Annotated in this window: 22 protein-coding genes; 10 read left to right on the top strand and 12 right to left on the bottom strand. The window is 66.2% G+C overall.

Annotated features, from left to right (window positions below):
- Positions 1 to 5: 5 nt before the first annotated feature.
- The gene (locus E0E39_RS08360; RefSeq protein WP_130874327.1) at positions 6 to 2,333 is read right to left on the bottom strand and encodes a sensor histidine kinase; all 2,328 of its coding nucleotides are present in this window, start codon (positions 2,331 to 2,333) and stop codon (positions 6 to 8) included.
- Positions 2,334 to 2,841: 508 nt separating this feature from the next.
- Between E0E39_RS08360 and E0E39_RS08365 the strand changes: the two genes are divergently transcribed.
- Complete coding sequence (locus tag E0E39_RS08365; RefSeq protein WP_130874328.1) at positions 2,842 to 3,525, top strand: response regulator; 684 nt, start codon at positions 2,842 to 2,844, stop codon at positions 3,523 to 3,525.
- Positions 3,526 to 3,540: 15 nt separating this feature from the next.
- On the opposite strand, the gene ftsY is transcribed toward E0E39_RS08365, so the two are convergent.
- From ftsY to E0E39_RS08400, 7 genes are all read right to left on the bottom strand, one after another.
- A complete protein-coding gene (gene ftsY, locus E0E39_RS08370) occupies positions 3,541 to 4,704 on the bottom strand; it encodes a signal recognition particle-docking protein FtsY (protein ID WP_130874329.1) in 1,164 nt (387 codons plus the stop codon).
- A gap of 85 nt (positions 4,705 to 4,789) precedes the next feature.
- Positions 4,790 to 8,305 (bottom strand): chromosome segregation protein SMC, encoded by a 3,516-nt coding sequence (gene smc / locus E0E39_RS08375; protein WP_130874330.1) that lies wholly within the window; start codon positions 8,303 to 8,305, stop codon positions 4,790 to 4,792.
- Positions 8,287 to 8,880: a GtrA family protein gene (locus E0E39_RS08380; protein ID WP_130874331.1), complete on the bottom strand. Its 594-nt coding sequence runs from the start codon at positions 8,878 to 8,880 to the stop codon at positions 8,287 to 8,289. Before E0E39_RS08380 ends, smc begins: the two co-directional genes overlap by 19 nt.
- Positions 8,881 to 8,889: 9 nt before the next feature.
- Positions 8,890 to 9,723 carry a bifunctional DNA-formamidopyrimidine glycosylase/DNA-(apurinic or apyrimidinic site) lyase gene (mutM, locus tag E0E39_RS08385; protein ID WP_130874332.1) on the bottom strand — a complete coding sequence of 278 codons (834 nt, stop codon included), beginning with the start codon at positions 9,721 to 9,723 and terminating at the stop codon, positions 8,890 to 8,892.
- Positions 9,716 to 10,357 (bottom strand): ribonuclease III, encoded by a 642-nt coding sequence (gene rnc, locus E0E39_RS08390; protein ID WP_245988245.1) that lies wholly within the window; start codon positions 10,355 to 10,357, stop codon positions 9,716 to 9,718. The genes mutM and rnc overlap by 8 nt, the downstream gene beginning before the upstream one ends.
- Positions 10,358 to 10,395: 38 nt before the next feature.
- The gene (gene rpmF, locus E0E39_RS08395; protein ID WP_130874333.1) at positions 10,396 to 10,587 is read right to left on the bottom strand and encodes a 50S ribosomal protein L32; all 192 of its coding nucleotides are present in this window, start codon (positions 10,585 to 10,587) and stop codon (positions 10,396 to 10,398) included.
- An 81-nt stretch (positions 10,588 to 10,668) separates the two neighbouring features.
- Positions 10,669 to 11,217, bottom strand: a complete 549-nt coding sequence (locus E0E39_RS08400) for a YceD family protein (RefSeq protein WP_130874334.1) — start codon at positions 11,215 to 11,217, stop codon at positions 10,669 to 10,671.
- 220 nt (positions 11,218 to 11,437) lie between these two features.
- Between E0E39_RS08400 and E0E39_RS08405 the strand changes: the two genes are divergently transcribed.
- The 9 genes from E0E39_RS08405 (at position 11,438) to E0E39_RS08445 (ending at position 19,703) form a co-directional block, all read left to right on the top strand.
- Positions 11,438 to 11,905, top strand: a complete 468-nt coding sequence (locus tag E0E39_RS08405; RefSeq protein ID WP_130874335.1) for a MarR family winged helix-turn-helix transcriptional regulator — start codon at positions 11,438 to 11,440, stop codon at positions 11,903 to 11,905.
- Between the two features lie 78 nt (positions 11,906 to 11,983).
- Positions 11,984 to 13,153, top strand: coding sequence for an ArsA family ATPase (locus E0E39_RS08410; protein WP_130874336.1), 1,170 nt, complete (start codon positions 11,984 to 11,986; stop codon positions 13,151 to 13,153).
- Positions 13,150 to 13,365 carry a hypothetical protein gene (locus E0E39_RS08415; RefSeq protein WP_130874337.1) on the top strand — a complete coding sequence of 72 codons (216 nt, stop codon included), beginning with the start codon at positions 13,150 to 13,152 and terminating at the stop codon, positions 13,363 to 13,365. Before E0E39_RS08410 ends, E0E39_RS08415 begins: the two co-directional genes overlap by 4 nt.
- 2 nt (positions 13,366 to 13,367) lie before the next feature.
- The gene (locus tag E0E39_RS08420) at positions 13,368 to 14,528 is read left to right on the top strand and encodes an ArsA family ATPase (protein ID WP_130874338.1); all 1,161 of its coding nucleotides are present in this window, start codon (positions 13,368 to 13,370) and stop codon (positions 14,526 to 14,528) included.
- 219 nt (positions 14,529 to 14,747) lie between these two features.
- Positions 14,748 to 16,412, top strand: coding sequence for an ABC transporter substrate-binding protein (locus E0E39_RS08425; protein ID WP_130874339.1), 1,665 nt, complete (start codon positions 14,748 to 14,750; stop codon positions 16,410 to 16,412).
- Positions 16,413 to 17,438 carry an ABC transporter permease gene (locus tag E0E39_RS08430; RefSeq protein ID WP_130874340.1) on the top strand — a complete coding sequence of 342 codons (1,026 nt, stop codon included), beginning with the start codon at positions 16,413 to 16,415 and terminating at the stop codon, positions 17,436 to 17,438. It abuts the gene before it with no gap.
- Positions 17,435 to 18,292 carry an ABC transporter permease gene (locus E0E39_RS08435; RefSeq protein WP_130874341.1) on the top strand — a complete coding sequence of 286 codons (858 nt, stop codon included), beginning with the start codon at positions 17,435 to 17,437 and terminating at the stop codon, positions 18,290 to 18,292. The genes E0E39_RS08430 and E0E39_RS08435 overlap by 4 nt, the downstream gene beginning before the upstream one ends.
- A gap of 6 nt (positions 18,293 to 18,298) precedes the next feature.
- The gene (locus E0E39_RS08440) at positions 18,299 to 19,111 is read left to right on the top strand and encodes an ATP-binding cassette domain-containing protein (protein ID WP_130874342.1); all 813 of its coding nucleotides are present in this window, start codon (positions 18,299 to 18,301) and stop codon (positions 19,109 to 19,111) included.
- Positions 19,098 to 19,703, top strand: a complete 606-nt coding sequence (locus E0E39_RS08445) for an ABC transporter ATP-binding protein (protein ID WP_130874343.1) — start codon at positions 19,098 to 19,100, stop codon at positions 19,701 to 19,703. The genes E0E39_RS08440 and E0E39_RS08445 overlap by 14 nt, the downstream gene beginning before the upstream one ends.
- A 20-nt stretch (positions 19,704 to 19,723) precedes the next feature.
- Here E0E39_RS08445 and coaD read toward each other — a convergent pair whose 3' ends face one another.
- The 4 genes from coaD to rpmB form a co-directional block, all read right to left on the bottom strand.
- On the bottom strand, positions 19,724 to 20,203 hold the full coding sequence (gene coaD / locus E0E39_RS08450; RefSeq protein WP_130874344.1) for a pantetheine-phosphate adenylyltransferase: 480 nt from the start codon (positions 20,201 to 20,203) through the stop codon (positions 19,724 to 19,726).
- A complete protein-coding gene (locus E0E39_RS08455; protein WP_130874345.1) occupies positions 20,200 to 20,778 on the bottom strand; it encodes an RsmD family RNA methyltransferase in 579 nt (192 codons plus the stop codon). Before E0E39_RS08455 ends, coaD begins: the two co-directional genes overlap by 4 nt.
- Positions 20,775 to 22,985 carry an ATP-dependent DNA helicase RecG gene (locus E0E39_RS08460; protein WP_130874346.1) on the bottom strand — a complete coding sequence of 737 codons (2,211 nt, stop codon included), beginning with the start codon at positions 22,983 to 22,985 and terminating at the stop codon, positions 20,775 to 20,777. Before E0E39_RS08460 ends, E0E39_RS08455 begins: the two co-directional genes overlap by 4 nt.
- A 75-nt stretch (positions 22,986 to 23,060) precedes the next feature.
- Positions 23,061 to 23,246, bottom strand: coding sequence for a 50S ribosomal protein L28 (gene rpmB / locus E0E39_RS08465; RefSeq protein WP_130874347.1), 186 nt, complete (start codon positions 23,244 to 23,246; stop codon positions 23,061 to 23,063).
- Positions 23,247 to 23,337: the final 91 nt, after the last annotated feature.

The raw sequence follows: 23,337 nt of genomic DNA on the forward strand, positions 1-23,337 counted from the left end.
GCTCCTCAGCGCATGTGGCTGCTCGGCCCTCCGACGGACTCCGCTTCGCTCCCCCGGTTGGGAATTTCCACCGTCACCACCCACTGGCCCCCTTCGGGTCCCGCGGTGAACCGCCCTCCGGAGAGATCAATGCGTTCCTGGATTCCTGAAAGCCCGTAGCCGAGCGACAGCTTGGATTCTCGCTTTTTCTTCGGCATTTCGTTGCAGATGCGAAGCACGGTGGTGGTCTCCCCCACATCCAGCTCCACCAGGCATTTACCTCCGGGATCCGCGTAGCGGATGATGTTGGTGACCCCCTCCTGCATGGCGCGGGTGAGGGTGCGTCGTGTGATCGGGGGCAGATCGTCAGATGCCGGGTCTATCCTGAAGTCGGCGTGGATGTAGGAGTTCTTGAGGGTGCCCTGCAGGCGGCCGGCCACGGTGAGGGGCCGCACCAGAGCGGGCAGCTTTCCCTCCTCCCCCTCGGACATGACGTCGGTGAGCAGGAAGAGCTCGCCATCCGCCGCTTCGAGCGATCCCGCGATCCGATCCAAAGCGAATCGAACCTCCGTTGGGTCATCGCTCTCCCCGTATGCCATGCACTGCAGCAGGATCACGGAGAAGTGGTGGGCGAGCACGTCGTGGAGTTCACGGGCGAGAAGGTTGCGTTCCTCCGTGCGGGCGGCCTCGATGGCCTCCATGAGAGCGGCTGCCCGTTCGCTCTGTTCCGCCCGGATCCTTTCGTACTGCCCGTTCAGAGCGGAATAGACCAATCCGACGAATGAAATCGACGCGCCCGCAAGGAATTCCGGTCTGCTTTCCACACCGCTGACGACGAGCCCCCACATGCCAATGAAGACCGCCAAGCCCATACCGAGAATCCAGTAGGGCTTCTGGGTTCGGCCAAATTTCCAGCACGCCATCAGGAGCACGATGGACAGCGCGACGGGGGTCTGTTCGGGGGTGATCAGCATGCCCGCCGCTGCCGCGGCGGCCACGGCCCCACCGGTGAGCGGCCACCGGAGCATGACGGCACTGCTCACGTACCCGAGGAGGGGCCACGCCAAGGCCCATCCCAGCGGTTGGGTCAGGTAAGTCCGAAGAGCCATGATCCCCATGAAGAGCAAGGGCACGGCGGTGCCGAGGATTTTCCTCCCGAGTGATTTCTTCTTCCCCTTGACGGCGGCCGCGTCATCCACTTCCCCGTATCGGGATTCCGGGAGGCGGATCTCGAACAGGTGTCCTCTGCCGGTGAATCCCTTGGAGAACTGTCCCCCCAGCGATTGAACCCGCTCCCGGATTCGCTCGAATGCCGATTTGTCCTCCGAGCGGAGTTTGTTGGGGGTGACGAGTTCCACCATCATGCGGGTGGTGTGGCTGGAGGGGCATTCCACCTTGAGGCGCAAGGGATCGGGGCGCAGGGCGTCGGAGGATTTCAGCACCAGCTGCGCCACCCGGGTGGCGGTGAGCTGGGTGAGCACGCTTCTTCGGTCGAGCTCTTCATCGACCTTCAGGTCCACGTGGAGACCTTGCAGGCGCAGGGCCTCCGCCGCGCTGGAGAGTATCTGGACCGATCCGATGATGGATTTCGACTCGTCGCTGCCATCGGCCACGGGATCCTCGCGCAGCATCCCGACCAGGGCCCGGACGCGGGTGACCGCATCGAGGCAGACGGTCTGCACTCTTTCGATGGCGTCCCGAAGGGCCCAGGTGTCGGATGTGCGGCGCGGGGCCTTGTGGCCCTTCCACGCCTCCTCGAGGCGTTCGCCCACGACCCGGCGGAGCTCCCCCGCCAGCCGCAGGCGTTCGCCGCTGCGAATCTCGACGATATCCCCGGCCAGGATGGCAAGGCGCACCTCCCGGCGCTCAAGAACGGCGAGAACGCCTTTGAAGGCCAGTCCCAGGAAGACGCCGAAAACGGTCAGGAAAGTGTAGTCGAACATCTGCCCGACCAAGCCCTCAAGACCCCTCATGGCGCTGAGGCTGCGAATCCCCCCGTAGCCTGTTCCCAAGAGAACGACCATGGAGATCGGCCGCACGCCGTAGCGGAAGGCGAAAGTGGCCGATGCCAGCACGAAGAACACGGGGTCGGCTCCGGCGTCCCCGGTGACCATCACGAATACCAAGGGCAGCAGCCCGATGCACAGTCCGATCCACGGCCACCAGAGCAGCACGAAGGAAGCCACCGCGATCGAGACGTGGGTCAGGACAACCAAGGGACGTATCTCGGCCCCTTCGATGAAAAGCTCCAGAATATTGGAAATGAACTGAAAACCTACGGCGAACAGGACGAACCAGCGCCCGAGGTCGACCAGAGCGACCGTCGGGCTCTTCTCCTCAGCTTCCTGGCTCATGTCCCCCCGCTCAGATCAGCTCACTTCCCGATTCGGAAACCATGCATTCTTCTCTTTCAAGCCATCATTACCTTTTGCACCAAGTAGTCGTCTTGAAGAGCCACCAAATGATACAGCCAACGCCGCCACGGTTGGCCTCGTTGCCTTTCACCACGGAGATGGAGTTCTGATTGGCGACCGGCTCGGTGGTGTTGGCGGTCGCGGGAACCGCACCAAGGGCCAAGCAGGATCCCAACACGAGAGCAGCTGCCGCAAGGCGCATCTTTTTCATTGCTTCCTCCGTTTTTTCACGCGATCCACCACCTCCTACTCCCAGCAACGCTCAGATCTTACACACCGCGTCGCCGCGGCCGCACTCCTCGGGGCGGGTCACCCACAGACAAACCGGCCGGCTTCGCGCCACCATCGAGGCATTCCGTCCGCCTCGCGTCTCCGGGAAGACACGTCCTTCCGCGTGGCGCGGCGGTTGATGGGGCAAAACCCGGTTCCGTGGATTATGGTTTTCATCATGACCGAGCTCTGCCGTGTACTAGTCGCTGATGATGATCCCATGGTCCGCGAGGCCTACCGCATGTTCCTGGCGCGACACGACGATCACGAGGTGGTTGGTGAGGCCCGCAACGGGCGGGAGGCCGTGGAGGCCTACGAAGAACTGAAGCCGGACGTGGTGCTCATGGATCTTCAGATGCCCGACATGTCAGGGGTTGATGCCATTCGCGAGATCAATCGGAAACATCGCGGGGCCTGCATAGTTGCCCTGACCACCTTCGGCACTCAGGAGTACATCATTTCCGCTCTGCGCGCCGGCGCCTCCGGATACCTGATGAAGGATTGCGGCGGCCCCGCCCTGCTGAACGGTATTCAGCAGGCCCGTGACGGCGACATGCCGCTGGCGCCGGGGGTTCGGCGCGAGCTGGTCGCCGATCTTCTGACGGGACACCCCAAGATCCTGACCGACGAGGCGGCAGCCGCCGGGCTCGCCCCCCGTGAGAAGGAATTGCTGATCTGGCTCGGCCAAGGAATGACGAATGCGCAGATCGCAGCCAAGATGTTCATCTCCGAGGGTTCCGTGAAACAGTATCTGTCCCACATCGGTGACAAGATGGGGCTGAAGTCCCGCACCCAGATCCTGGTGCGGGCCATTCAGCTGGGTCTCGTCGATCCGACGCTCATGACTCCCGGACTGTCCTGAAGTATATTTCCGCGTTCATTCCCCGAGGATTCCGGCAACGAATCCCTCGGGGTCGAAGGGCGCAAGGTCGTCCACGCCTTCCCCGAGGCCGACGAGCTTGACCGGAACCCCGAGTTCGCGTTGCACCTGAATGACGATGCCGCCCTTCGCGGAACCGTCCAGCTTGGTGAGCACGATTCCGGTGACATCCACCACGTCGGAGAAGATCCGGGCCTGCGTCATTCCGTTCTGGCCCGTGGTGGCATCGAGGACCAGCAGGACCTCGGTGACGGGTGCCTTCTTCTCGATGACGCGCTTGACCTTGCCGAGTTCGTCCATCAGCCCAACCTTGGTGTGCAGCCGTCCGGCGGTGTCGACGAGCACCACGTCGGTTTCCTCTTCCTTGCCCTTGGCGACCGCGTCGAAGGCGACGGACGCGGGGTCACTGCCCTCGGCGGAGCTCACCGTCTCGACACCGACCCGCTCCCCCCATGTGGCGAGTTGTTCGGCGGCGGCGGCCCGGAAGGTGTCGGCCGCGCCAAGCATCACGGAGCGCCCCTCGGCCACCAGCACCCGGGCCAGCTTGCCAACGGTGGTGGTCTTGCCCGTCCCGTTGACCCCGACCACCATCACGACGGCGGGGTCGCCATCGGCCGCTGTCAGGTTCAGGCTCCGGTCGAGATCTGGCTCGACCAGCTTCAGGAGTTCGGCGCGCAGCACCTGACGGGCGCGTTCGGGATCGGAGATCCCGTCGATGCTCAGTTCCCGGCGCAACGCCTCGGTGAGTTCCGTGGTGGGTCCAACACCCAGGTCGGAGGCGATCAGGGTGGCCTCGAAATCGTCCCAGGTCTCGGAATCGATCCGATCGACGCTCAGCAGTTCACCGAGCGCCCGGGCCAGCGCATTGTTGCTCGAGGCCAGGCGGCGACGCAGCCGGGCAAACCGGGAACGCGGCTCCTCGGGCTGATCCAGTTCGGGCCTCGCCGGTTCAGGCTCAGCGATCTCACCCGCCGGCTCGTCATCCGATGCATCCTCGGGTACCGGCTTCTCCTCGACAACGGCTCCCTCCTCAGGGGCCTCGATCGCCTCGGGCTTCTCACCGGGGGGCAGTTCCTTCTTGCCGTACCTGATGACGAGCGCTGCGGCCACCAGCCCGGCCCCGACGATCGCGACGACCAACCAGAAAATCAAATCTCCCACGGGGCAATCCTAGGACCTGTTGCGGAAGTCATGCCCGGTTTCATCGCTCCGGGGCGAACGGAACCGGACGTGACACGCCACCGGGTCATGGTTGCTGGAGTCGCTGGCTGACCACGGTGGAGATGCCGTCGCCGCGCATGGTCACACCGTAGAGGCTGTCCGCAATCTCCATGGTGCGTTTCTGATGGGTGATCACGAGCAGCTGGGAGCTCTGCCTCAGTTCCTCGTAGATTCCGAGCAGGCGACCCAGGTTGGCGTCGTCCAGGGCCGCCTCCACCTCGTCAAGGATGTAGAAGGGGCTCGGGCGGGCGATGAACAGGCTGACGAGGAAAGTCACGGCCACCAGCGAACGTTCCCCTCCCGAGAGCAGCGAGAGCCGTTTGACCTGCTTGCCCGCGGGCCTGGCCTCGACGTCCACCCCGGTTTCCAGCCAGTTCCCGGGCTCGGTGAGTAGTAGCTTGCCCTCGCCCCCGGGGAAGAGCCGCTGAAAAACCTCCCCGAAGGTGCGTTCGACATCGCGATAGGCCGCTTCGAAGACCTCTTGCACCCTCCGGTCGACGTCGTCGATCAGCGCGAGCAGGTCGGCACGGGTTTGCTTCAGGTCGGCGAGTTGCTCAGCCAGGAAGGCGTGCCGGATCTTGAGCGCCTCGAACTCCTCCAGCGCCAGCGGATTGACCCGGCCCAGGGCCGCCAGCCCCCGCTCGGCGCGTCGCAGGCGTTTCTCCTGCTCCACGCGCACGTAGGGAACTGGCTCGGGAGCCTCGTCGTCGGGGCCGAGGGCGGTGCCGTCGGGCCAGGTGATGACCGGGACGAGCTGCTCCGGACCGTATTCGGCGACGAGTTGGTCGCCTTCCAGGCCCAATTCGGTCAGGCTTTTCTCCTCCAGCTGTTCGATCCGCATCCGGCGTTCGATCCGGGCCAGCTCGTCCCGGTGGGCGCCCCGCATGAGTTCTTCAAGGCGTTGAGCGGCCGCCCGAGAGGCCTGCCTGGCCGTGACCGTGGCAGCTTCAGCGGCCCGCCTGCGGGCCTCCGCGGTGTCCCGGCTGGCGGCGGCCCGTCCCATGGTGGCGTCGGTCATCCTCGCCAGTTGAAGGGATGCGTCGTACACCGCCCGGCCCACCGCGGCCTCGCGGCGAAGTTGTTCCGCCCGGGCACGGGCCTTGGCGCGCGACTGGCGTTCCGCGGCCGCGGCCCGCAACAGGCCATCGGCCCTGCCCGCCAGCGAACGGGCCTGTTCCTCGGCCGTTCGCAGCAGCAGCCTGGCCTCCATCTCCGCCTGCCGGGACAGTCTTGCGACCACGGCCAGTTCATCGCGGCTGGTGGGGTCGGGTTCGAGGATCTCCTCCCCACTGGCCGCGGCGAGCCGGGCCTCCAGTTCGCCCAGCCGGGTTTCGTGCCCGGCCCGGCCCTGGCGGGCGGTCTCGATGGCCGAGGCCAACCGATCGGCCTCACGGGTGGCGGCCACCTGCGCCTGCCGATGGGCGCCGAGGGCATCCGAGATGGCTGTGAACTGCGCGTCGGATTCGTGCAGGGCCGCCAGGGCCGCGGCCTCCTCGTCGCGTGCCTGCTGCAGCGTGGCCCGTGCAGTTTCCAGGGCGAAGCGCTGCCGGTCCACCTCGGCGGCGATCCGCGCCAGCTGCTCCTCGGTCTCGGCCAGGTCCGCGTTCAGGGCGAGCAGCGAGGGTTTGGCGGTCGATCCACCCTCGACCAGCCAACTGGAGACCCGGTCGCCCGCCCGGGTCACGGCGATCAGCGACGGGTCGGCCTCGATCGCCCCCCTGGCCGCGGACAGATCCTCCACTGCCACGATCCCGGCCGACAGCCGGGCCAGCGCCCCCGTCAGCTCCCGGGACGCGGTGATGAGATCGAGCAGCGGGGTCTGCTCCTCCGCCGCCGCGCCGGCGACCATCACGTGGGAGCGTCCGAGGTCCTCCCCGGCCAGGTGTGCAACGGCCGAGAGGGCATCATCGAGTCCGGTGGCGACGACCGCCTCGGCCGCCGCTCCGAGACCCGCGGCCACGGCTTGTTCCCAGCCGGGAGCCACCTGGATGAGGTCCCCCAGTCGCCCCAGCACACCGGGACGTCCCAGCAGGTCGCTGGAGCCGTCGCGCTGCCGGGTGGCCAACCGCAGTGCCTCCACCCGCGCGGTGAGAGCGGCTTTCTCCTTCGCGAGGCGGGTCTCCTCCGCCGCGATCCACGCCACCTCGGTCTCGTATTCCGTCACGGCGCTGTTCGCGGCCTCCCACGCGGCGTCCAGACTCGACTCGTCGGTTCCCAACCCGGCGAGGGTGTTCTCGGCCTGCCGGTACTGGTCGGCGGCTTCCCGGGCCCGGGTGAGGGCCTCCTCCCGCCGTGCGGACAGGCGTTCCTCCTCCCCCTGTGCGGCTTCCAGCCGGGAAAGGACGGAGGCCACCTCTCCTTTGAGGCGGGCCAACCCTTCCCTGCGGTCGGCCACTGCGCGCAGGGCGGCCGCGTAGAGCTGTTCGGCCTCGGCGTGCCGGGTCTCGGCCTCGTTTCGCCGAGCGGATGCGTCGTTGAGATCTGACCGGGCCTGTTCGATGTCGTCGGCCAGTTCGGCCTCGCGTTGCCTGATCCCGCGCGCCTCGGCCTCCAGGGAATCGGGATCCCGGCCGGAGGCATCGATGACTGGCTGGGCGTCACCGTGTCTCATGCGTTCGGCCGCCACCGAGCTCGTCGAGGAGACCCGTTCCTTCAGAGCAGCCAGTGCATACCAGCGTTCCTGACAGCGATCGAAGTCCCGCGATGCCTCCTTCAGCTCCACCTCCGCCACCTCTTCAGCGACCATCGCGGACCGGACCTCGGCCTCCGCGCGTTCCTTCGCCTCGGTGGCCGCGGCCTCGTCGGCCAGGTCAGCCGCCAGTTCATCCCGGGCAGCACGGAGGTCGTCGGCCAGCAGTCGGGCTTTCGCGTCACGTTGCTCAGCCTGGATGACGGCGGCACGACGAGCTGTCTCTGCTTGGCGTCCGAGTGGTTTGAGCTGACGCTGCAGCTCCCCTATGAGATCTTGGAGCCGCTCCAGGTTTGCCCTGGTGCCCTCCAGCTTCCGGGCTGCTTTTTCCTTGCGTTTGCGGTGCTTGAGCACCCCGGCCGCCTCCTCGATGAATCCCCTGCGGGACTCGGGGGTGGCCTGGAGGATGGCGTCGAGCTGACCCTGGCCGACGATCACGTGCATCTCCCGTCCGATCCCGGAGTCGCTGAGCAGCTCCGTGACGTCCAGCAGACGGGAAGGAACACCGTTGATGGCATATTCGGACCCGCCACTGCGGAACATAGTTCGGGTGATGGTCACCTCCGCGTATTCGATGGGCAGAGCGCCGTCGGAGTTGTCGATGGTCAACTGCACCTCGGCGCGTCCCAGCGGTGCGCGCTTCGATGTGCCCGCGAAGATGACGTCCTCCATCTTCCCTCCACGCAGGCTCTTGGCGCCCTGCTCCCCCATGACCCAGCTCAAGGCATCCACGACATTGGATTTCCCGGATCCGTTGGGCCCGACGATGCATGTGATACCCGGCTCGAAAGTGAGAGTGGTAGCCGAGGCGAAGGACTTGAATCCCCTGAGGATCAGCTGTTTGAGGTACATGCAGGCTTTTCCCCCTGTCCCTTGGAGGGTTCGCGGGCGGCCCGGAAGGTCCAGAACTTGTTCACCAGGAAATTCACCGGGATGGTACAGACGATGGAGATCAGATTCGCCCAGTACTGGCGGCTCCGCAGACCAGAGGAACCATCAAAGATGCTGTCGGGCAGCGCAACCGGGGAGTGAGGATGCATCAGAGCCGTGATGATCACCTGCCCAAAAGCCAGCGCGACCAGTCCGACAAACAGGAATGGCCAGTACTCCCGAAACCATCCGGCCAGTTTGTGGGACTTGAAGGTCCACCAGCGGTTGAGTTGGAAATTGAACAGGTTCGCCACCAGGAACGCGATGGTGGACATGACGTGGTACCAGCGGATGTTGAACTCGGTACCCGGGATAGCGAGCCACACGCCTTCACCCTCCGGGACACCTGCGCTGGCCCAGAACAGCGGGAACAGCTTCCGGCAGGCGATGAGCGCCCCCATGTTCACCAGGACGCCGAGGCCACCGACGACCCCGAACCGGATGAACTGCCACAGGGAATCCTTGTTGTTTCGGAGCAATTGACCGATCGCGCTCATGTACCATCCTCACGGCTTGGGCAGCCGCTGGCATCGTGGGCACAGAAAGCTGCTTCGGTTGGCGAATCGTCGACGCACCACGAGTGTCGCGCAGCGCCGACATGGTTGGGCCTCACGCCCATAGGCGTCAAGTCCACGTTCAAAATACCCTGATTCACCATTGATATTGACATAGAGCGAGTCAAAAGACGTGCCACCAGCGGTCAGCGCCTCCGACATGACGTCACGGGCATGCCCCAGCAGAGCGACAGCACGTTTCTGGGTGAGGTGTTGTGTGGGATGCTCGAAGTGCAGCCTCGCACGCCACAGACATTCGTCAGCGTAAATGTTGCCGATTCCGGAAACGAGTTTCTGATCGAGGATGGCGCGCTTGACCGTGGTTCGTCTTCCCCGCATCCGTTTGGCAACCGCGACGGGATCGAACCTCGGATCGAAAGGATCGAGAGCAATGTGTGGGACCGGGCACTCGCCGCTTCGTGAGACGAACTCGAGTCCGCCGAACATGCGCTGGTCGACGAAACGCAGCTGGGTGCCGTCATCGAGATCGAACAGGACCCGCGTGTTGCGCAGCTGCGGATCGTGGGGCCGGTTTATCCGAAACTGCCCGCTCATCCCCAGGTGAGCGATCATGGCGTCGTCGCCCAGGACCAGCCAGAGGTACTTGCCGCGACGGGCGACCGCCTTGATTCCGCGCCCCGTGAGATCGGAGGCGAAGCCTTCCGGGCCACCGGGGTGAGAACGCACGGGACGGCGATGCAGGACCGTGACCGCTTCGATGGTGCGTCCGAGCACGTGTTTCTCCAGCCCCCGACGCACCACTTCAACCTCGGGAAGCTCAGGCATCCGGGGACAGATTCCGGTAGGCCTCGTGGGCGGCCAGCTGCTCGGCACGTTTCTTGCTGGATGCGACCCCCGCTCCGACGGCCTTCCCGTCGACCATGGCAGTGGCGGTGAAAACACGCTGATGGTCGGGTCCCTCCCCGACGATCTCGTACCGGGGCGGTTCCAACCCGTTGTGGGCGCAGTATTCCTGCAGAGCCGTCTTGTAATCGGTGTAATGTCCCTGCAGCTCGCTGGAGGCGATTCGTTCGTCGAGGAGTGCGTGCACGAAGCGTGCCGAAGCTCCCGCTCCACAGGACATGTGAATGGCTCCGATCACCGCTTCCATGGTGTCGGCGAGGATGGAGGTCTTGTCCGCCCCTCCGGTGTTGATCTCCCCCTGCCCCAACCGAATCAGCTCTCCCAGTTGCAGGTCACGTGCCACCTCGGCCAGGGCATGGGAACTGACCACCGACGCGCGCAGCTTCGCCAACTGGCCTTCGGCCAAGTTCGGGAAGGACGTGAAGATGTGCTCGGTCACCACGATCTGCAGCACTGCGTCGCCCAGGAACTCCAGCCTCTCGTTGCTGGGGATGCGCCCGTGCTCGAAGGCGAAACTGCGATGCGTGAAGGCGAGCTCGAACAGCTGGGCGTCCACTTGGACACCCAGCTCGTCAAGGAGAGCGGTTAGCTTGTTCAGGCCTCGACGACCTGACGACGGGCACCCTTGGCACCGTACTGGCCACAGGAAGGGCATGCGGTGTGGGACAGGTGCGGTTCACGGCAAGCCGGGTTCACGCAGATGACGGTGGGGACGACGGAAGTCTTCCACTGCGCACGACGCGAACGGGTGTTGCTGCGCGACATCTTGCGCTTCGGAACGGCCACGATCTTCTCCTCGGACTTGTTAGCCGCTGATTGGTCCAGTCCCGCACGGGACCACACTGACCAGCGACTCCTTTTCTGGTCTCAGTTCTCGCCGCCGAGGTCAAGCCCCGCCAGTTTCTCCCATCGCGGGTCAACCTTCTCCTCGTGCCCGTGGTTCGGGTCGTCGTTCAGGTTGAACCCACATTCCTGGCACAAGCCGAGACAGTCGGGATCACACAAGGGCGTGAACGGCAGCTCCAGCACCACAGAATCACGCAGGGCCTCCTCGAGGTCGACGGCGTCGTCAACGACGACACTCTCGTCCTCATCCACCTCGTTCCCGGGGTAGAAATAGAGTTCCTGCAGCTCAAAGGACTTCTCGCCCTCTATCGGACTCAGGCATCGGGCGCACTCGCCACGAACCTGCGCGCGAGCCGTTCCCGTGACCAGCACCCCTTCGACGACCGCCTCGAGCCTGAGGTCGAGATCGACTCCGGAGCCCTGTGGCACCGAGATCACGTCGTAGCCCAGATCGACCGGAGCCGGAACATCAACCTGAATTTCCTTCATCGCTCCCGGCCGCCGCCCCAACTCCAACACGTCGAAGACGTAAGGTGAGCGACGGTCCACATGGTGATGCACGGAGTTCATGGCAGGCATTCCCTTCGTCCGATCGACCATGACCACGTCATGACCGAGGATCTATCCTACCGAGCCGGCGAAGATTCACCAAAACATCCCAACGACACCCGGGTGTCGCCCCGACGCAACATACAAGGTACCCACAGGAGGGCAGTGAAAACAGGCACCCGGTCACCTGTTACCCTTGACAAATAGTTCGATACTCGAAGCATCCGGGCGGGAGGGGATCATGGATCCACAGGGCATGCTGTTCGACTACGTGGACCGCTTCCGCTCCCTCCTGCCACCGAGCGCCTGGCAGGGCATCGCCCGGGACTTGACCAAGAACGACGCGTTGACCCTGCTCCACCTCCACCGCGAACGATCCTCGCGGATGAGCGACCTGGCCGCCTACCTGGACGCCCCCCTCAACACGGCGACGGGGGTGGTCGCCCGGCTGCAGCGGCGCGGCTTGGTGGAGCGCAGGCACAGCCCTGACGACAAGCGCATCGTGTTGATCTCCCTGACAGAGAGGGGCCGCAGGCTCATCGCCCAGGGCATCAGGGACGGCGTCTCGCTGATCGGGCGTCTCTTCGAGGAACTGACCCCCGAGGAGACCGAGGTGGTGCTGCGGGTCATCAACCGGATCCCGGGTCTGTTGGCCGAACGCCCGGCGGAGAACGGACCCCGAACCATCCGACGAATCCCCATCGAGTGACCCCGGCCAACCGCCGAACGGGCAGACCCACGCCCAATAGTTCGACTTTCGAATAATTCTCAGATAGAAGGAGCAACCATGGAGCGAATGATCCTGCTGACCGGGAAAGGGGGTGTCGGCAAGACATCGCTGGCGGCCGCCCACGCCGTCGTCTCGGCCGGGAGCGGAAAACGCACGCTCCTGGCGAGCATGGATGCCGCCCACAACCTCTCGGACCTGTTCGGCTGTCCCCCGGCGCCCGAACCCACCGAGGTGGCCACGAACCTGGAGATCACCGAGGTGGATGCGAGACGCGTCGCCGAGGAGGAGTTCGCCGATATCACCGCCGCCCTGTCCGCCCTCATCACCCAGAGCGACGATGACCAGGTGCTGGACCTCCCCGGCTTCGACCCGCTGTTCTTCCTGCTACGGGTCCACCAGCTGGCCCATACCGGCAACTACGACCGCATCATCCTGGACATGGCCCCCACCGGCGAGACCTTGTCGCTGCTCCAATTCCCGGAACTGCTCACCTGGTGGATGGAGCGGATCTTCCCGGTGCAGAAGCTCGCGGTCAGGGCGCTGCGCCCCGTCGCCAAGGGGGTGTGGCGGATCGAGCTGCCCAACGCCGCCGCCATGAACGACATCGAACGGCTCTTCCAGCGCCTCCAGGAGATCCAGGCGCTGTTGAAGGATCCCGCCATCACGTCGGTGCGCCTGGTCACCCTGCCGGAGCGGATGGTGATCGAGGAGACCCGCCGCAGCTACCTCTATCTCAACCTGTTCGGCTACAGCGTCGACCACGTCTTCGTCGGCGGGCTGTACCCCACCGGGGAGGTGGGTGCGTTCTTCAGCACCTGGGTGGAGCACCAGCGGCAGCACCTGTCCGAGATCCGCTCGTCATTCGCTCATCTTCCGATCACCGAGGTGCCACGGTTCCGCAAGGATCTCACCGGTTGGGGTGACTTCGCCCGCCTGGCCGAGGTAGCCATCGACGCCCACGCCTTCGACGTCGTGCCGGACCTGGCCCACGAATGCTACGTCAACGCCGACGACGGTTACGACCTCCAGATCCCGCTGCCGGGAACCACCGCCGAGAAGGTCGACCTCAAGCTGGCCGCCACCGACCTCGCGGTTCGCATCGGCAACTTCCAGCGCAACATCCCCCTGCCCAGCACCCTGCTGGGCCATGACGTCGCCGGCGCGAAACTCCGCGACGATGTCCTGACCATCCGATTCCGCCCCACCCCACAGAAGGTCCCGTCATGAACCGCGAATTCGTTCGTCATCTGCTGCACGCCCGCCGTCATCTCCGTGAGGCCACCCTGAGCCTGCTTCCTCCCGCCCCCAGGAAACGGCTTCGCACCATCGACCGCGAGTGGCGGGCGCTGATCGCCGAGTGCCTGTCCGAGGATCCGGCCGCGGCCGCCGAGGAACCGACCGGCCCGTCGGGACCCAGGCGAATCGACATCGAGGAGTGAGCATGCGGATCATCCTGCACACCGGCAAGGGCGGGGTCGGCAAGACCACCGTCGCCGCCGCAACGGCCCTGCACCTGGCGGATCAGGGAAACCGGATCCTGGTGATGAGCACCGACCCGGCGCATTCCCTGGGGGACGCACTGGGCATGTCACTGACCGGCGAACCGACCCGAGTCGTCCCCGGCCTGGATGCCCTGGAGATCGACGCCCTGGTGGAGAACGACCGGGCGTGGGCGGGTCTGCGTGACTACCTGGCCCGCCTCATGGTCCGGGAAGGTGAGGTGACGCTCGCCACCCAGGAGGCGCTGCTGCTGCCCGGGCTGGGTGAATTGTTCAGCCTGCTGCGGGTCCTCGACCACGCATCCTCCGGGCGTTACGACGTCCTGGTGGTGGACTGCGCGCCGACCGGCGAAACCCTGTCGCTGCTGAAGTACCCGGAACGCCTCGACCAGCTGTTCCGCACCGCGCTGCCGACGAAACGGGCGCTGGTGCGGATCCTCGGCGGGCCGTTCGAGAAGCTGACCCGGATCCCGATGCCCGAGGATCGTCTCTTCGACGACGTGCTCGGGCTGCTGGACCGGCTCAAGCGGCTGGGCGAGCTGCTCCACGACGGGGAGGTCACCACACTCAGGCTGGTCACCACCCCGGAGCACGTGGTCATCGCCGAGACCCGGCGCGCCCACACCTGGCTGACGATGTACGGCTTCGTCGTCGACGCCGTGGTGCTCAACCGTGTCTACCCCGCCTCGGCCCTCGGCGGCTACTTCGAGCCGTGGGCCGAGGCGCAGGCAGCGGGCATCCAGCGGATCGAGGAGAGCTTCGCACACCTGCCGGTCCACCGTCTGCCGCTCCAGGACCGGGAGATCGCCGGGCTGGAAGCCCTCAGGGACCTGGCCCGGACGATGTACGGCGACGACAACCCGGCCGCGGTCAACTACCGGGGCGACTACCTGCGCATCACCCGCGATGAGGGATCCCTGCGGCTCCACATCAGCCTGCCCCACGCGGACCGGACCGACCTCGACCTCCACCAGGACGGCGACGACCTGCTGCTCACGCACCGGAACGAACATCGCCGGATCGCGATGCCGGACTCGCTGCACGGCCGCCAGGTCAGCGGCGCCAGGTTCCTCCACGACGAGCTGGTCCTCACGATGACCTGACCCCATCCCGGCCACGGCCGCCGGGTCGAAGTTGGGTGAACCCAGTTCTCGTTTCCGGCTTGGCGGTCCTTGGCGAAAAGTTTATGATCCTTTCGAGGAATCTGCCCAGGAGACCTTGCCTCCCGCCCCGCCCCGGGGCCGGGGTGCACGGTCCCCCCGCTCCGGGGCCAGGGTCCTGACCCAGCTGTGCCATGCCCAGGAACCGGAGGAGCGACAGGAATGTCCAGACCAACCACCCCGAAACCGACTCGCCGAACCGTTCTGGCCGGATTGTCAGGCGCTGCCGCGCTGACCGCAGCCCTCACACTGCCGGGCTGCTCGTCGCAGAACGGTCCCTCGGGAACCGAAACCGTTCCGCTCCCCGAGCGGCTCACGAACCGCCAGGAAGTCGTGATCGCCATGGATCCGTCCACGGTCAGGGCTCCGTTCGACCCGGTCATGGGTTTCGGCGAGACGGGGGTGCTGCTCTTCAACAGCGCCCTTCTGACCGCGGATGAGAAGAACCAAATCGTCAACGACGTGGCGACCGGCTACGAGGTGAACCCCGACGGCCTGGTGTGGACCTTCAAGATCCGCACGGACATCAAGTTCACCGACGGCACCGCCCTGACCGCCGAGGATGTCGCCTTCACCTACAACCAGGCGAAGGCGGCCGCCAAGGTCAGCATGCCCGGCTTCGACACCGCCGTCGCGACCGAAACGGACACCGTGGAGCTCCGGCTCACAGCCCCCTCCTCCACCCTGCTGTACACGGCGGCGACTCTGGGCATCGTCCCGAAGAGCACCTACTCCGACGGTTTCGGGGACAGCCCGATCGGCTCGGGTCCGTGGAAGTTCGGCCACTACACCCAGGGTCAGCAGCTGATCCTGGAACGCAACGACACCTACCACGGAACCAAGGCGAAGTTCGCCAAGGCCACCCTGCTGTTGATGGAATCCGACGCGGCGCTCGCAGCGGCCCAGTCGGGGCAGGTCGACCTCGCCTGCGTCTACCCGGCGCTCTCCTCCCAGCAGGTCCCCGGTTTCTCCCTGACCAGCCTGCCCACCTTCGGTTACCGGGTGATTTCCCTGCCGTGCGAGACCCCCGGGGCCTATGAGGTGGAGGGGCAGAGCGTCGGCAACGCGGTCACCAGCGACCCGGTGATCCGCAGGGCGATGGCAACCGCCCTGAACCGGGACCAGATCGTGAAGGACTGCCTGCTGGGTTACGGTGAGGTGGCCTTCGATCTCTTCGACGCCTTCCCCTGGGGCATCAAACAGGAGACGGCAGGCCTGAAGGACGGCGATGTCGCCGGGGCCGAGGCGATGCTGGACCAGGCGGGCTGGTCGAAGGGAGAGGGCGGAACCCGCGAGAAGAACGGCACCAAGGCGAGCTTCACCCTGATGTACCCGCCCAACGACTCCGGCCGTCAGGCCATCGCGGAGGCCTTCAAGGCCCAGATGACGCAGATCGGAATCGACGTGGAACTCCACGGCACGGACTTCACCTCGATGCAGGACCGCAACCGCAAGGACGCCGTGGTGCTGGGTGGTGGGCGCCTCAACCCCTACCACGAGTACAACATGCTTTCCGGGACGCTGGCCCGCAGGAAGGGCTGGTCGAACATCGCCTGCTATTCGAACGAGCATGTGCAGGCCAATCTCGACGCGGCCCTGGCCGCCATCGACCAGGAGAGCGCGAACAAGCTCTGGCACGCCGCCCTGTGGGACGGCACCAACGGCGGCAGCATCCTCGGGGACAGCCCCTACCTGGTGGTCGGCTACATCCACCACAACTACTTCGTGCGCAACGGACTGGACATCGGAACCCAGCGGGTGCATCCCCACGACCACTTCCTCCAGGTGATCAACAACCTGAACACCTGGGATGTCAAGGCCTCCTGAATGACCGCCGCAACCCGTTTCGAGCAGTCGCGGCGCGACCTCAGGGAAAGCTCCTTGATGGGCTATGCGGTGGCCCAGCTGGCCAAGGCGGCCTCCCTGATCTTCGCGGTCAGCGTCATCACGTTCTTCCTGGCGAAGGTCTCCGGGTTCAACCCGGTCGACGCCTACTTCGGCAGCGAACTGACCGCCAGCCCCGAGCAGAGGGCCGCCCTGGCCGCCAAGTGGGGTCTGGACCAGCCCGTCATCGTGCAGTTCGGCCTGTGGTGGTGGAACCTCCTGCACGGGGACCTGGGGACCTCGCTGGTTTTCGAGAGGCCCGTGGCCGCGGTGATCGGGGACGCCCTGGCCAACTCGTCCCTGCTTCTGTTCATCGCATGGCTGGCCTCCGGGTTGCTGGGGGCCGGCCTCGGGATAGTCGCGGGAAAGAACCGAGGGCGTTTCCTCGACCGGGTCATCAGCACCGTCTGCTACGTGTTCGCAGCCATCCCCACCTTCTGGTTCGGGATAGTGCTGCTGCTGATCTTCGCCGTGTGGTTGAAGTGGTCCCCGATCGGTTTGTCGGCCCCCATCGGCAAAACCCTCGCCGAGGCAACCCTCGCCGAGCGTCTCAACCATCTGGTGCTGCCAGCCGCCACCCTGAGCCTGGTCGGGATCTCCACCATCACGATGCAGACCCGGACCAGGCTCATCGAGGAACAGAACTCCGACTATGCCCTGTTCGCCCGCAGCCGCGGGGAGACCTCGTGGCAGTTCGTCTGGCGGCACGGCCTGCGGAACTCCCTGATGCCCTTCGTGACGTTGCAGTTCGGTTCCATAAGCGAAATCATCGGCGGCTCCGTGCTGGCCGAGAGCGTTTTCAGCTACGCCGGGCTGGGGGCGGTCACGGTCACGGCCGGCACCAAGGGGGATCTCCCCCTGCTGATCGGCATCACCGTCATCAGTTCCGCGATCGTGTTCCTCGGGAACCTGTGCGCCAACCTCCTGTATCCGCTGATCGATCCCAGAATCAAGGAGACCTGGTCATGACGGCCCTGCTGATCGGTTCCGAGGAACTGACCGAACGCTGGAACGGCCGCAAGTCGGCGACGGTGGTGTTCGCCGCGAGCCTCGTCGTCCTCGTCGCCGCCGCCCTGGGTGGAACCCTGATCCCGGAGACGGCATACCAGCCGTCCTTCGGGCGAACCAACCTGCCGCCGGGCGCCGGTGGGCTGTTCGGCACGGACTGGCTCGGGCGCGACATGCTGGCCCGGACGCTGAAGGGCCTGTCCATCAGCATCTGGATCGGGTTGTTCGCCTCCGTGGTGAGCTCCGTGATCGCGCTGCTGCTGGGCATCGGGGCAGCGGTCCTGGGAGGCCGGTTCGACCGTTTCGTGCTGTGGCTGGTGGACCTGATGCAGGGCATGCCTCACCTGATCCTGCTGATCTTCATAGCCATCCTGTCGGGGCGCGGGATCGCGGGCGTGATGATCGGCGTGGCCGTGACCCACTGGGTGAGCCTGTGCCGGATCGTCCGCGCCGAGACCATCCACCTGCACACCAGCGCCTACGTGATCGCGTCCCGGCAGATGGGCAGGAGCAGGTGGTTCATAGCGGTGAACCACTACATGCCCTACATCCTCCCCCAGACGATCGTCGCCACCGTGCTGATGTTCCCGCACGCCATCCTGCACGAATCCGGACTGACCTTCCTCGGTTTCGGGATCCCCCAGCAGCTGCCCGCCATCGGCGTGATCCTCTCCGAGTCCATGCGCTACCTGAGCACGGGCCAGTGGTGGCTGGCGCTGTTTCCGGGGCTCACCCTGCTGGCCCTGGTGCTGCTGATAGACCGTTGCGGCCAGTCCCTGTCGGCCCTGATCAATCCCCGGACCTCCCAGAAGTAGGCACAGATGTCGCTGCTCGAAGTACGCAATCTGTACGTCGGTTTCGCGATGTACCACACCTTCTACCGGCGCCGGATCGGCTACGGGGTGGAGGACCTGACCCTGACGGCCGAGCCGGGCGAGATCCTCGGGTTAGTGGGGGCCTCCGGATCGGGCAAGAGCCTGCTGGCCCACGCGATCATGGACCTGTTGCCGAGGAACGCCGTGCGGCACGGCGAGATCCTCTTCAAGGGTGAACCCGTCGCCGGGAAGCGCGTTCTCGAACTCAGGCGGAAGAGCTTCGCGCTCGTTCCGCAGTCGATCAGTTTCCTCGACCCGCTGCTCAAGGTCAAACACCAGTTGCGTACGGGACCCACCCCCGACGAGGAGGAGCTGGCGCACATCGCCGAACGCCTCGACCTGTCGCCGCGCGATCTGGAGAAGTATCCCTTCCAGTTGTCGGGGGGCATGGCCCGTCGGATCCTCTTGGCGACCGCGATCCTCAGCCCTGCGGAGCTGATAATCGCCGACGAGCCGACGCCGGGGCTGAGCGTGAAACTCGCGGAACAGCTGCTCGCGGACTTCAGGTCGCTCGCGGATCAGGGACGCTGCGTGCTCATCATCTCCCACGACGTGGACCTGATCAGCGCGGTGGCCGACCGGGTGGCCGTCCTGAACCGGGGAAGGCTGGTGGCCTGCATGCCGACCCACGAGTTCACCCATCCCGACGACTTCGACCGGCCTCCCTACGTCAAAGCGCTGTGGAAGGCGTTGCCGCAGAACGAGTTCTGCACGGAAATCCCCGATTCCCGGGAGGAGCCGACACGTGCTGACAGCTGAACACATCACCTTCGGTTACCGTCACGGCCAGCCGATCCTGAACGACGTCTCGGCCCGGCTCGAAGCCGGGCAGGTGCTGGGGTTGGTGGCGCCGTCGGGGTTCGGGAAGAGCACCTTGGGCAAGATCATGGCCGGGTGGATCAACCGGTTCCGGGGAACCGTCGCCCTGGACGGGGAGCCACTGCGGACCCACCGGCCCTGCCGGGTGCAGTACATCAACCAGAACCCCGAGGTCAGCGTCAATCCCCGCTGGCGGATGGGCCGCATCCTGACCGAGTGCTGGCCCGTGGACGAGGACACCAGGCATCAGCTGGGTATCGAGGAGGCCTGGCTGGGTCGTTTCCCGAGCGAACTCAGCGGGGGTGAGCTGCAGCGTTTCTGCATAGCGCGGGTGCTGCACCCCGAGCTCCGTTACCTGATCGCCGACGAGATGACGACGATGCTGGATCCCCTGACCCAGGCGCAGATCTGGACCGAGTTGACGGGACTGACCCGGAAACGGGGCATCGGGTTGCTCATGATCACCCACAATCCGGCGCTGGTGTCCCGGTTGTGCGATGACGCGATCCACCTGGACCGTCTGGATCCTTGAGCCCGAGGGGCCGGACGGTACTACCGCGCCTCCCGCAGCCGGGCGGCGGCCTCGGCCACGCACGGCGGCACGTGGGGTGAGACGTCGCCGCCGAGTTTGATCACCTCCCGGGTGATGGTGCTGGAGAGGGTGACGTGCTGGGCCGCCGCGGGAAACAGGACCGTCTCCAGGCCCGTGAGCGAGTGGTTCATGTTGGCCAGCTGGAGCTCGAAGTCGAAGTCGGCGCCGAATCTCAGGCCCTTGACCACGGTGGTTATGCCGTGTTCCCTCGCGAAATCGACCAGCAGCCCGTCCATCTCCTCCACCGTGACCCCGTCGAGGTGGGCGGTGGCCTCCCTCACCAGGCCGGCGCGCTGCTCCCCGAACAGGTAACCGGCCTTCAGGCTGTTGCGTCCCACGGCGACCAGCACCTCCCCGAAGAGGTTTCGGGCCCGGGTGATGATGTCCAGGTGGCCGTTGGTGATGGGGTCGAAGGAGCCGGGGCACAGCACCTTGGTCATGATTCTCCTGCCGGTTTCGTGGCTGCGAAGTAGAGGCTCGTCTCACCGTAGTCCCGGCGCCAGTCGTCGTCGAGCCCGCCCGGCCACACCGGGGGGAGGCAGCGTTTCGAGCGCTCGACCACCACGAGGGCCTGCGGGTTCAGCATTCCGGGGGCGAACAGCGGGGCCAAGGTCCTGTCGAGGAGCGCCGAGTCCATCTCGTAGGGCGGATCCACGAAGACGAGGTCCCAGGGGCCGGCGGGAATCCGGCCCTCGGCTCTTCCGCCCCGCGCCTCGATGCGCAGCCCGGCCCTGCGGGCGTTCCCCGCGATCAGGTTCGATGTGTGGGAGTCGAGGGCCACCACCCGGGTGGCCCCCCGGCTGGCGGCCTCCAGCGCGACCGCCCCGGTGCCGGCGTAGAGGTCCAGCACCGCGACCCCGGTCAGGTGTTTCTCCGCAGGTTCCCCGACGGTGCCGAACCATGTGACGAGGGTGGAGAACAGCGCCTCCCGGACCCTGTCGCTGGTGGGGCGGGTTCCGCAGCGGGGCGCCGTCAGTTGTGTTCCCTTCGCGCGTCCCGCGATGATGCGGGTCATCCCTTCTCCAGCCATTCGCCGGCGGCGAGCTGTTCGGCCTGGTCGATCAGGTCGGCGAGCAGTGGGTCCTCGGCGGCGCGGGGATCGGAGAGCACCTCGCAGGCCAGGTCCTTGGCCTGTTCGATGACGTCGCGGTCCCCCAGCACCCGCAGCAGTTTCAGCGACGAGGCCCCGGACTGCGCCGCGCCCAGGACGTCTCCCTCGCGCCGCAGTTCCAGGTCCCGTTCCGCCAGTTCGAAACCGTCGGTGGAGGCCACCAGCGCGTGGAGCCTGTCGACGGCGGTGAGGGCGTCCGGGGCGGGGGCCGCGAGCAGCAGGCACAGGCCGGGATGCCTGCCCCGGCCGATCCTTCCGCGGAGCTGGTGGAGCTGGGCGATTCCGAACCGGTCGGCGTCGAGAACAACCATCACGGATGCGTTCGGGATGTCCACCCCCACCTCGATGACCGTGGTGGACACCAGCACGTCCAGTTTCCCGGCGGTGAACGCCCGCATGGTCCGGTCCCGCTCGGCGGTGGCCTGCCTGCCGTGGACCATCCCGACGCGCAGCCCCTTCAGCGGCCCCTCGGCGAGCATGGGGGTGATCTCCGTCACCGCGCTCAACCCGGCCCCGGCCTCCAGGTCCCCCTCCGTCTTGTTGCCGGAAATGGCGGGGCAGACCACGAAGGCCTGGCGTCCCTGCGCCACCTCCTCGCGGATGCGTTCCCAGGCCCGGTCCACCCAGTGCGGGTTGCGGGCTGTGTCCACGAAGACGGTCTTCACATCCGCGCGTCCCGCGGGACGGTCCCGCAGTTCGATGGTTTCCAGGTCGCCGAAAACCGTCATGGCCACCGAGCGGGGGATGGGGGTGGCGGTCATCACCAGCGTGTGGGGTTGACGCTCGGATTTCGCTGCCAGCGCGGCCCGTTGCTCCACGCCGAAGCGGTGTTGCTCGTCCACCACCACGAAACCGAGATCCGCGAACCCGACGTCCTCCGACAGCAGCGCATGGGTGCCGATGACGATTCCCGCTTCCCCGGATGCGACGGCCTCCCGTGCCCGGCGGCGGTTGGCTGCGGTAAGAGCTCCCGTCAGCAGCGCCACCTGCGTGGCGTGCGGATGGGCCTCCAGGGTTCCGGCCGCCCCGAGATCACCGAGCAGCGAGGTGATGGACGCGTGATGCTGCTTGGCCAGCACCTCGGTGGGAGCCAGCAACGCCGCCTGACCTCCCGCGTCGACGACCGCGAGCATGGCGCGCAGGGCGACGAGGGTCTTTCCCGAACCGACCTCCCCCTGCAGCAGGCGGTGCATCGGGCGTTCACCGGCCAGTTCCTCGAAAAGGGTCTCCCCCACTTCTTCCTGACCGGCGGTCAGCCGGTACGGCAAGGATGCGTCGAAGGCGGCGAGGATCCCGTCGTCGCGGCGGGGCCTGGGCGTGGTGGCGCGCCCGGCCAGGGCGGCCCTGCGCGCGGCCATGGCCAGTTGCATCCCGAAGGCCTCGTCGAACTTCAACCGGGCGATCCCGCGTTCCGCGTCGAACACGTTGACGGGTTCGTGAACCTCACGCAGGGCATCCGGGAGACCGATCACCCGGGCGCGTTCCACCACCCAACCGGGCAGCGTGTCTCCCAGCGGCAGCACATGGGGCAGGGCGAGCGCTATCGCATCCGCGATCTTCCAGGTGACCATCTTCGCGGTGGCCGGGTAGAGACCTACCAGCCGGGCCCGCTGGATCACCTTGACCATCGTGGCCTTCGCGTTGGCCTTGCGGCCCGTGATGGCGCCGAACTCGTCGATGATGACGTAATCGGGATGGGTGAGCTGGAGCTGCCCCCGGAACTCCCGCACCTTGCCGACGAAGATGCCGCGTGCGCCCGGGGTGAGCTGACCGGCCCAGTACTTCGCGTAGTTCGGGCGTTTGTCGGGAACGAAGAAGGCCGCTTGCAGCTCCCCGTGGCCGTCGGTCAGCACGGTCGCCACCCGGGTGGTGCGGCCGTCCACGATCCTGGTGGACACCACCCTGGCGACAACGGCGACGTCCTCACCGGGCTGCAGGGTCCGGAAGTCGCTCATCTCGGTGCCCGAGAGGTACCGGCGCGGCACGTGTCTCAGGAGATCACCCAGGGTGAACAGTCCGAGCCTGGCAAGTTCCGAGGCGGAATCCGCCCCGACGACGTCACGCAGTCCGCGGTTCAACTCGCGATGGATCGGGGTCCGGAATCGGCTCATGGGGCGAGCCTACCGAGGGGAAACGACGAAAACGGCTCACGGCCCCAGCCGCGAGCCGTTGCCCGGACCCCTCGTTCAGCGGGTGACCTTGCCGGCCTTGAGGCAGGAGGTGCACACGTTGAGACGCTTGGGGGCACCGTTGACGGTCGCACGGACACGCTGGATGTTCGGGCTCCAGCGACGGTTGGTCTTCTTCTTCGACCAGGGCACGTTGTGACCGAAGCCGGGTCCCTTGGCGCAGACATCACAAACGGCAGCCACTGGAATCTCCTTGTTGCTTGGGCCAGACGCGCCAAAGCAACGCCTGGTTCGATCATCGGGATCGCCCGCCGAAGCGGGCAACCTGTAGATG

The organism is [Pseudopropionibacterium] massiliense (genome assembly GCF_900607225.1).
Lineage (GTDB): Bacteria > Actinomycetota > Actinomycetes > Propionibacteriales > Propionibacteriaceae > Arachnia > Arachnia massiliensis.